Origin of the sequence: Kocuria rhizosphaerae, from assembly GCF_044462265.1 — a bacterium.
GTDB classification, from domain to species: domain Bacteria; phylum Actinomycetota; class Actinomycetes; order Actinomycetales; family Micrococcaceae; genus Kocuria; species Kocuria rhizosphaerae.
In genome coordinates this window covers 57,466-66,159 of record NZ_JBISWL010000146.1, presented here as the reverse complement: position 1 = coordinate 66,159, position 8,694 = coordinate 57,466, and the positions used below count along the sequence as shown (strand labels likewise).

Here is an 8,694-nt window from a genome sequence, read left to right as displayed (position 1 = left end):
CCGCCTCTCGGCGGTCAGCACCAGTTCCCCCGCGGCCGCGCCGAGCACGGCGTCCGCAGGGTTCACCCACACCGTGCACGAGGGCGCGGGAGGCAACGTGGTCCGCCGCACGGTGCTGCCGTGCGGCACCCGCGTGCTCACCGAGCGGATGCCGGCCCAGCGGGCCGTGACCGTGGGGTTCTGGGTGGGCGTGGGCTCACGGGACGAGCGTCCCGGCCGGCTGGGCTCCACGCACTTCCTCGAGCACCTGCTGTTCAAGGGCACCGCCCGGCGCACCGCGCTGGAGATCGCGGAGGCCTTCGACGAGGTCGGCGGGGAGTCCAACGCGGCCACGGCGAAGGAGCACACGTGCTACTACGCCCGGGTCCTCGCCGAGGACCTGCCCATGTCGATCGACGTCATCACGGACATGGTGACCTCGGCGGTCCTCGAGCCCGAGGAGCTCGAGCGGGAGCGGGGGGTGATCCTCGAGGAGCTCGCGATGGACAAGGACGACCCCGAGGACGTCGCCTTCGAGGAGTTCACGCGGCACGTGCTGGGCACGCACCCGCTGGGCCGGCCGATCGGCGGGACCCCGGAGGAGATCCTGGCCGTGCCCCGCGACGCGGTGCTGGAGCACTACCGGCACCACTACCGGCCCGAGGGGCTGGTCGTGACGGCAGCCGGCGGGCTCGAGCACGACGTCGTCGTCGCCCTCGTGGCCGAGGCGCTCGAGCGGGCCGGCTGGGACCCCTCGGCGCCCGCCGTGCCCGTCGCCCGGCGGGACAGGACCCCGGCCGCGCTGAGCCCGGACTGGGGCGAGCACTTCCTGGCGCGCCCCGTCGAGCAGACCAACGTGGTCGTGGGCCGTCCCGGGATCGTCGCCCGGGACGAGCGGCGGTTCGCGATGACCGTGCTCAACGCCGCCCTGGGCGGGGGCATGTCCTCACGGCTCTTCCAGGAGATCCGGGAGAAGCGCGGACTGGCCTACAGCACGTTCTCCTTCTCGGGGGCCTACTCGGACGCCGGCTACTTCGGGATGTACGCCGGCTGCCTGCCCTCGCGCACGGACGAGGTCGTCGCGCTGATGACCGGTGAGCTCGAGTCCCTGGCCGAGGACGGGATCGGCGAGGTCGAGCTGCGCAAGGTCGTCGGCCAGCTCGGCGGCGGCACGGTGCTCGCGCTCGAGGACACCGGCTCGCGGATGTCCCGGCTCGGCTCCGCGGAGCTGAAGTCGGGGGAGTTCCTCGACATCGACGAGTCCCTGGAGCGCGTGCGCTCCGTCACGTCCGAGCAGGTCCGCGAGCTCGCGGCCTGGCTGGCGGAGGGCCCGGTGGTGACCACCGTCGTCGCGCCCACCCGCCGCTGACCCGTCCGCCGCGTTCCGGCGGTTGACCTAGAGTGGGAGACATGACCGACACCACCGCACCCGCCACCGGAGACGCCGGCCCGGCGTCCGGGGCCGGCGACCTGCGCGTCGCCGTCCTCGGCGCCCGCGGCCGCATGGGCAGTGAGGCCGTCCAGGCCGTGCGGCGCGCCCCGGGGCTCGAGCTCGTCGCGGAGCTGGGCCGGGAGGACTCACTCGAGGCGCTCGTGGACGCCCGCGCGGAGGTGGTGGTCGACCTCACCGTCCCCTCGGCCACCGAGGCCAACGTCCGCTTCGCCGTCGAGCACGGCATGCACTGCGTGGTGGGGACGACCGGCTGGGACGGCGACCGGCTCGCGCGGCTGGAGGCCCTCCTGGCGGAGCGTCCCGGAACGGGCGTGCTCGTCGCGCCGAACTTCTCCGTGGGCGCGGTCCTGGCCATGCGGTTCTCCGCGCAGGCGGCCCGCTTCTTCGAGTCCGTCGAGATCGTCGAGCTGCACCACCCGGACAAGCTCGACGCCCCCTCGGGCACGGCCGCGCGCACGGCCGCCCTCGTGGGCCGGGCCCGCCGCGCCGCCGGTCGGGGTCCCTCCCCGGACGCCACCCAGCAGGACCCGGACGGCGCCCGGGGGGCCCTCGTCGACGACGTCCGGGTGCACTCGGTGCGCCTGCGCGGGCTCGTGGCGCACCAGGAGACGCTGCTGGGCAACGTCGGCGAGCAGCTCACCGTGCGGCACGACTCCTTCGACCGCGTCTCCTTCATGACCGGCGTCGTACTGGGCGTGCGGGAGGTCGGCTCCCACCCCGGGCTCACGCACGGTCTCGAGGGCTACCTGGACCTGGACGTCTGAGCCGATGACCTCCATGCGGACCTGGGGCTGGGGCCTGCTCGCCGCCGGCCTCCTGACGCTGTGGCTGCTGCCCCTCCCGGACGGTTCGAAGCTGTGGCTCCTCGCGGTGCTCGTCTTCGCCGGCGTCTTCACGTTGCTCGAGACGACGAACCGGGCGAAGGCGCTCGCCGCCGCCATGATCGCCCTGCTCGCCGTCTACCTGGGCCTGACCCTGCACCGGGCGGTCCTGCTGCTGGCCACCGAGGGCTGGATCGCCAAGGCCTTCGGCCTCGCCCTGATCGTGCTCCCGGCCGTCGGCGTGTGGGCCCTCGTGCGCGAGGTCGTCTTCGGCGTCCGCACCGAGCGGCTCGGCCGCGTCCTCGCCGAGGAAGGGGGCCTGCCGCCGGACGACCTGCCGCGCACCCCCGGCGGCCGGATCGACCGCGACGCCGCCGACGCGCGCTTCGCCGAGCGGCGCGCCCAGACGGAGGCGGACGCCGGCAACTGGCGCAGCTGGTACCGCCTGTCCCTGGCCTACTCGGCCGCCGGGGACCGCACCCGTGCCCGGTCCGCGATGCGCGACGCCGTGGCGCTCTCCCGCGGGCGCCCGACCCGCCACGTGCAGGCCGCCGGTCCGGCGGACGACGGGAAGCGCTGAGCCGTGGCCACGACCACCGGCCCCGTCGAGGGCACGGAGATCACCCACCGCACGCACGGGCCGGACCCGGCCACCCGCGCCGCCCGGTTCCACGGCCGGCCGGCCGGTGCCACCCGCGCGGAGACGGTACCCTGACACGCATGACGACCATTCCTCCGACTTCCTCCGTCACCTCCCCGGTCGAGCGTCCCGCGACCGAGGGCAAGCCCCCGTTCGGGACCCTGCTGACCGCGATGATCACCGTGTTCGCGCAGGACGGCTCCGTGGACCTGGACGGCACGGCCGCCGTCGCCGAGCGTCTTGTCGACGACGGCTGCGACGGGCTGGTGGTGTGCGGCACCACGGGCGAGTACTCCACGATGACCGACGAGGAGAACCTCTCCGTGTTCCGGGCGGTCAAGGACGCCGTCGGCGCGCGGGTGCCGCTCCTGGCCGGCACCGGCTCCAACGACACCGAGCACTCCCGCTACCTCTCCCGCGCGGCCGAGAAGATCGGCATGGACGGGCTGCTCATCGTCACCCCGTACTACAACAAGCCCACCCAGGCCGGCGTCGAGGCCCACTTCCGCAGCCTCGCCGACTCGGTGGACGTGCCGATCATGCTCTACGACATCCCGGGGCGGGCCGGAGTGCCGATCGCCACGGAGACGCTGATCTCCCTCGCCGGCCACCCCAACATCGTGGCCGTCAAGGACGCCAAGGCCGACCTCTTCGCCGCGACCCGCGTGCTGGCCGAGACCGACCTGCTCTACTACTCCGGCGACGACGGACTGACCCTCCCGTGGATGGCGATCGGGGCCGCGGGCCTCGTGGGCGTCACCACGCACGTCGCCACCGCCGAGTACCGCCGGCTCATCGACGCCGTCCGCGCCGAGGACCTCGTGACGGCGCAGCGGCTCAACCGCGAGCTCGAGCCCGTGGTGCGCGCGACCATGACCCGCGCTCCCGGGGCCGTGGCGGCGAAGACGATTCTCATGTGGCAGGGCAAGCTGCCGCGCAACACCGTGCGGCTCCCGCACGTCCCACCCACGGAGGCCGAGGCCGCCCTGATCCGCTCGGATCTGGAGGCCTCGATCATCTCCGGCACGATCGACTGACGAAAGGGGTCACATGACCCAATGGCACTCCGACCTGTCCGCTCCCCCCGCCCTCGGCAAGGACGTCCTGCGCGTCGTCCCGCTGGGCGGCCTCGGCGAGGTCGGCAGAAACATGACCGTGTTCGAGATCAACGGGCAGCTGCTCGTCATCGACTGCGGTGTCCTCTTCCCTGAGGAGACCCAGCCCGGCGTGGACCTGATCCTCCCGGACATCAACTACATCATCGACCGGCTCGACGACGTCGTGGCCGTGGTGCTCACCCACGGGCACGAGGACCACATCGGCGCCGTCCCGTACCTGCTCAAGCGCCGGCCGGACATCCCCGTCATCGGCTCCCAGCTCACCCTCGCGCTCATCGAGGCGAAGCTGCAGGAGCACCGCATCAAGCCCTACACCATGGCGGTGCGCGAGGGGCAGGTCGAGCACCTCGGCGAGTTCGAGGTCGAGTTCGTGGCCGTGAACCACTCCATCCCCGACGCGCTCGCCGTGTTCCTGCGCACCAAGGCCGGGACCGTGCTGCACACCGGTGACTTCAAGATGGACCAGCTGCCGCTCGACGGCCGGATCACCGACCTGCGCCACTTCGCCCGCCTGGGCGAGGAGGGCGTGGACCTCTTCCTCACGGACTCCACCAACGCCGAGGTCCCCGGCTTCACCCCCACCGAGAAGCACATCGGCCCCGTGCTCGCTGACGTGATCGGCCGTGCCCCCAAGCGCGTCGTCGTGGCGTCCTTCTCGTCCCACGTCCACCGCGTGCAGCAGGTCCTCGACGCCGCCGCCGAGCACGGCCGCAAGGTCGTGTTCATGGGCCGGTCCATGGTGCGCAACATGACCATCGCCGAGAAGCTGGGCTACCTCGAGGTCCCGCCGAACACGCTCGTGGACCAGAAGCGGATCGACGACCACGCGGAGTCCCAGCTGGTGATCATGTGCACCGGATCCCAGGGCGAGCCGATGGCCGCCCTCTCGCGCATGGCCAACGGGGACCACCGGGTCCAGCTCGACGAGGGCGACACGGTGATCCTGGCCTCCTCGCTGATCCCGGGCAACGAGAACTCGGTGTTCCGGATCATCAACGGGCTCATGCGGCTGGGCGCGAACGTGGTGCACAAGGGCACCGCCCGCGTCCACGTCTCCGGCCACGCGGCCGCGGGCGAGCTGCTGTACTGCTACAACATCGTCGAGCCCGAGTACGTCATGCCGGTGCACGGCGAGGTCCGGCACCTCATCGCCAACGGCAAGCTCGCCGAGGAGACGGGGGTGCCCGGCGACCACGTGCTGCTCGCCGAGAACGGCACCGTGGCGGACATGGCCGAGGGCAAGGTGCGGCTCACCGGTCAGGTCGAGTGCGGCGACGTCTACGTGGACGGATCGTCCGTGGGCACGATCACCGAGGCCGACCTCAAGGACCGCCTCGTGCTCGCGGAGGAGGGCTTCATCTCCGTGATCACCGTGGTCAACCGGGACACGGGCAAGGTGGTCTCCGGGCCGGACATCCACGTGCGCGGCGTGGCCGAGGACGACAAGGTCTTCGAGGACATCAAGCCGAAGATCACCGCCGCGCTGGAGGAGGCGATCAACCACTCCGGCAAGAACCACACCACCCAGCAGCTCCAGCAGGTCGTGCGCCGGACGATCGGCTCGTGGGTCAGCCGCAAGCTGCGGCGCAAGCCGATGATCGTGCCGGTGGTCGTCGAGGCCTGAGCCGGCGTTCCTCCCCTCGTCCGTGGGGCACCGCGGGGGAGGGGAGGCCGTGGTCTACCCTGGGACCTATGGCGACTCGTACTTCCCCCGCCCGCAAGGGCGCCTCGACGTCGCGTGGCAGGAACAGCACGTCTTCCGCGCGGCAGTCGGGCTCCGGCCGGAGCACCTCCACCCGCCGTCCTCCCGCCCGGGGCACCTCCGCGCGCGCCGAGACCGTGCCTCGCACCGCACCCGCCCTGGCGTGGTGCGGGCGCGCCGTCGGCCGCACCTGGATGGGCCTGGCCCACCTCGTGGGCGGTGCCGTGCGCCGCATGGGGACCGTCCGCACCGACGTGCCGGCCGAGCTCACCCGGGACGGCGGGGGGCTCTTCCTGCTGCTCCTCGCGCTGCTCGCGGCGGCCGTCGAGTGGTGGAACCTGCCCGGGGCCCCTGCCCCCTGGCTCGCCGTGCCCGCGGGGGCCGTGCACGGGGTCCTCGCCGGCAGCTTCGGCTGGACGGCGCTCGCGCTGCCCCTGCCGCTCGCGGTCGTGGCGCTGCGCCGGTTCCGGCACCCGGAGGACACCTCCGCGAACAACCGGATCGCGATCGGGCTGGGCGCCGCCGTGGTGGCCGGCTCCGGGACGGCCCACCTGCTCCTCGGTCAGCCGTCGATGAGCGCCGGCCACGAGGCGCGGGCCGCCGCGGGCGGTTCCGTCGGCTTCCTCGCCGCCGACCCCCTGATCGCCCTCGTCACGCCGATCGGCGCCGGCGCGGTGTTCGCGACCGTCCTCCTCCTGTCCGTCCTCGTGATCACCGCCACCCCCGTGAACCTCATCGGTCCCCGCCTGAGGCAGGGGTACTGGCGGCTCATGGGCCAGGACGGGCCCGTCTCCCCGACCGACGTCTCGGCGCGGCGGCACGACAGGTCCTACCTGGAGGAGCACGGCGCCCACGGCGAGAAGTCCCGACGGCAGAAGCGGCGGGAGCGCAAGGAGGCGGAGCGCCGAGCGCTCGACGGCTACCACGGGGACGAGGCGTTCGAGCGGGCCGTCGTCGACGAACAGGCCGAGGGGCAGGCCCCCACCCGCGTGTTCGACGTCGACTCCGCACGCGCCGCCCGGCGGAAGGCCGACGGGACGCACGGGGCCGCGCCGTCCGCCCCGGAACCCGAGCGTGCCGACGATGCCGCGGGGCCGCGTCCGGGCCAGAAGCGGCCCACCCAGGAGCAGCTCGCGGCCGGGCGGCTGCGCCGCGAGCAGGGCCTGGAGCCGGCGGCCGACACGGCCGCGGGTTCCGGCTCCCCGGCGCTCGAGGAGGTCGCTCCCGCGGGCTCCACCTCGGTCGCGGCCCGCACCCACACGCCCGAGGCGCCGATCCCGGCGCGCGCCGAGCAGCTCCAGCTCGACGGCGACATCGCCTACTCCCTGCCGGCCGCCGGGTCCCTCGTCCAGGGGCCCCCGCCGAAGGAGCGGTCCGAGGCGAACGACGCCGTCGTGGCCTCCCTGACCAGCGTCCTGGACCAGTTCAACGTCGACGCCGTCGTCACGGGCTTCTCCCGCGGCCCCACCGTGACCCGGTACGAGATCGAGCTCGGCTCGGGGACGAAGGTCGAGCGGGTCACCGCCCTGTCCAAGAACATCGCCTACGCGGTGGCCTCCGCGGACGTGCGGATCCTCTCGCCCATCCCCGGCCGCTCCGCGATCGGCATCGAGATCCCGAACACCGACCGCGAGACCGTGTCGCTGGGCGACGTCCTGCGCTCGCACAACGCGCGCAAGACGGAGCACCCCATGGTCATGGGCGTGGGCAAGGACGTCGAGGGCGGCTACGTCGTGGCCAACCTCGCGAAGATGCCGCACCTGCTCGTGGCCGGTGCCACCGGGGCCGGCAAGTCGAGCTTCGTGAACTCGATGATCGTCTCGCTGCTGATGCGCGCCACCCCGGACGAGGTGCGCATGGTCATGGTCGACCCGAAGCGCGTCGAGCTCACCGCCTACGAGGGCGTGCCCCACCTGATCACCCCGATCATCACCAACCCCAAGAAGGCCGCCGAGGCGCTGCAGTGGGTCGTGCGGGAGATGGACGCCCGCTACGACGACCTCTCCCACTACGGGTACAAGCACCTCGACGACTTCAACAAGGCCGTGCGCAACGGGAAGGTCCAGCCCGAGCCCGGGTCCAAGCGCGTGATCAGGCCCTATCCGTACCTGCTGGTCATCGTGGACGAGCTGGCGGACCTCATGATGGTCGCCCCGCGCGACGTCGAGGACGCCATCGTCCGGATCACGCAGCTCGCCCGCGCCGCCGGCATCCACCTGGTCCTCGCGACCCAGCGGCCCTCGGTGGACGTGGTCACCGGCCTGATCAAGGCCAACGTGCCCTCCCGGATGGCGTTCGCCACGTCCTCGGTGACGGATTCGCGGGTGGTCCTGGACCAGCCGGGCGCGGAGAAGCTCATCGGCCAGGGCGACGCCCTGTTCCTGCCGATGGGCGCCTCCAAGCCCATGCGCGTGCAGGGCGCCTGGGTCTCCGAGTCGGAGATCCACGAGGTCGTCGACCACGTCAAGGGCCAGATGAAGGCCCGCTACCGCGAGGACGTGGTCCAGGAGGCGCCGAAGAAGACCATCGACGAGGACATCGGGGACGACCTCGACGTCCTGCTGCAGGCCACCGAACTCGTGGTGACCACGCAGTTCGGCTCGACGTCCATGCTCCAGCGCAAGCTGCGGGTCGGCTTCGCGAAGGCCGGGCGGCTCATGGACCTGCTGGAGTCCCGCGGCGTCGTGGGGCCCTCCGAGGGCTCCAAGGCCCGTGACGTGCTGGTCAAGCCGGACGACCTCGCCGCGACGCTCGCCGTGATCCGGGGCGAGGAGCCGCCCGCGGCACAGGGCGGTTCCGTGGACTACGGGGACGATCCGGTGGAGGCCTCGCTGGCCGCTCCCGCGACCGACCACCACGACGGCGCCGAGGACCCGGAGGACTCCCAGGACGCCTGGCAGCTGACCGGGCGCTGACCGGCGCCCGGCACGACCACCGGTCCTAGCCCGCCGGCCCGACCCCTCAGGCCCGATCCCTCGGGC

General features: G+C 73.0%; 7 protein-coding genes. All 7 read left to right on the top strand.

Going from position 1 to position 8,694, the window contains the following annotated elements:
- The first annotated feature begins 73 nt into the window (after positions 1-73).
- The 7 genes from ACH9EU_RS17620 (at position 74) to ACH9EU_RS17590 (ending at position 8,628) form a co-directional block, all read left to right on the top strand.
- The gene (locus ACH9EU_RS17620) at positions 74-1,348 is read left to right on the top strand and encodes an insulinase family protein (RefSeq protein WP_396415206.1); all 1,275 of its coding nucleotides are present in this window, start codon (positions 74-76) and stop codon (positions 1,346-1,348) included.
- A gap of 41 nt (positions 1,349-1,389) precedes the next feature.
- Positions 1,390-2,196: a 4-hydroxy-tetrahydrodipicolinate reductase gene (dapB, locus tag ACH9EU_RS17615; RefSeq protein WP_396415201.1), complete on the top strand. Its 807-nt coding sequence runs from the start codon at positions 1,390-1,392 to the stop codon at positions 2,194-2,196.
- Between the two features lie 4 nt (positions 2,197-2,200).
- Positions 2,201-2,833 (top strand): hypothetical protein, encoded by a 633-nt coding sequence (locus tag ACH9EU_RS17610; protein WP_396415200.1) that lies wholly within the window; start codon positions 2,201-2,203, stop codon positions 2,831-2,833.
- 3 nt (positions 2,834-2,836) lie between these two features.
- Positions 2,837-2,968 carry a hypothetical protein gene (locus ACH9EU_RS17605; protein WP_396415199.1) on the top strand — a complete coding sequence of 44 codons (132 nt, stop codon included), beginning with the start codon at positions 2,837-2,839 and terminating at the stop codon, positions 2,966-2,968.
- Between the two features lie 5 nt (positions 2,969-2,973).
- On the top strand, positions 2,974-3,930 hold the full coding sequence (dapA, locus tag ACH9EU_RS17600; protein WP_396415198.1) for a 4-hydroxy-tetrahydrodipicolinate synthase: 957 nt from the start codon (positions 2,974-2,976) through the stop codon (positions 3,928-3,930).
- 13 nt (positions 3,931-3,943) lie between these two features.
- Positions 3,944-5,635, top strand: a complete 1,692-nt coding sequence (locus ACH9EU_RS17595) for an RNase J family beta-CASP ribonuclease (RefSeq protein WP_396415197.1) — start codon at positions 3,944-3,946, stop codon at positions 5,633-5,635.
- Between the two features lie 68 nt (positions 5,636-5,703).
- A complete protein-coding gene (locus ACH9EU_RS17590) occupies positions 5,704-8,628 on the top strand; it encodes an FtsK/SpoIIIE family DNA translocase (RefSeq protein WP_396415196.1) in 2,925 nt (974 codons plus the stop codon).
- Positions 8,629-8,694 lie beyond the last annotated feature (66 nt).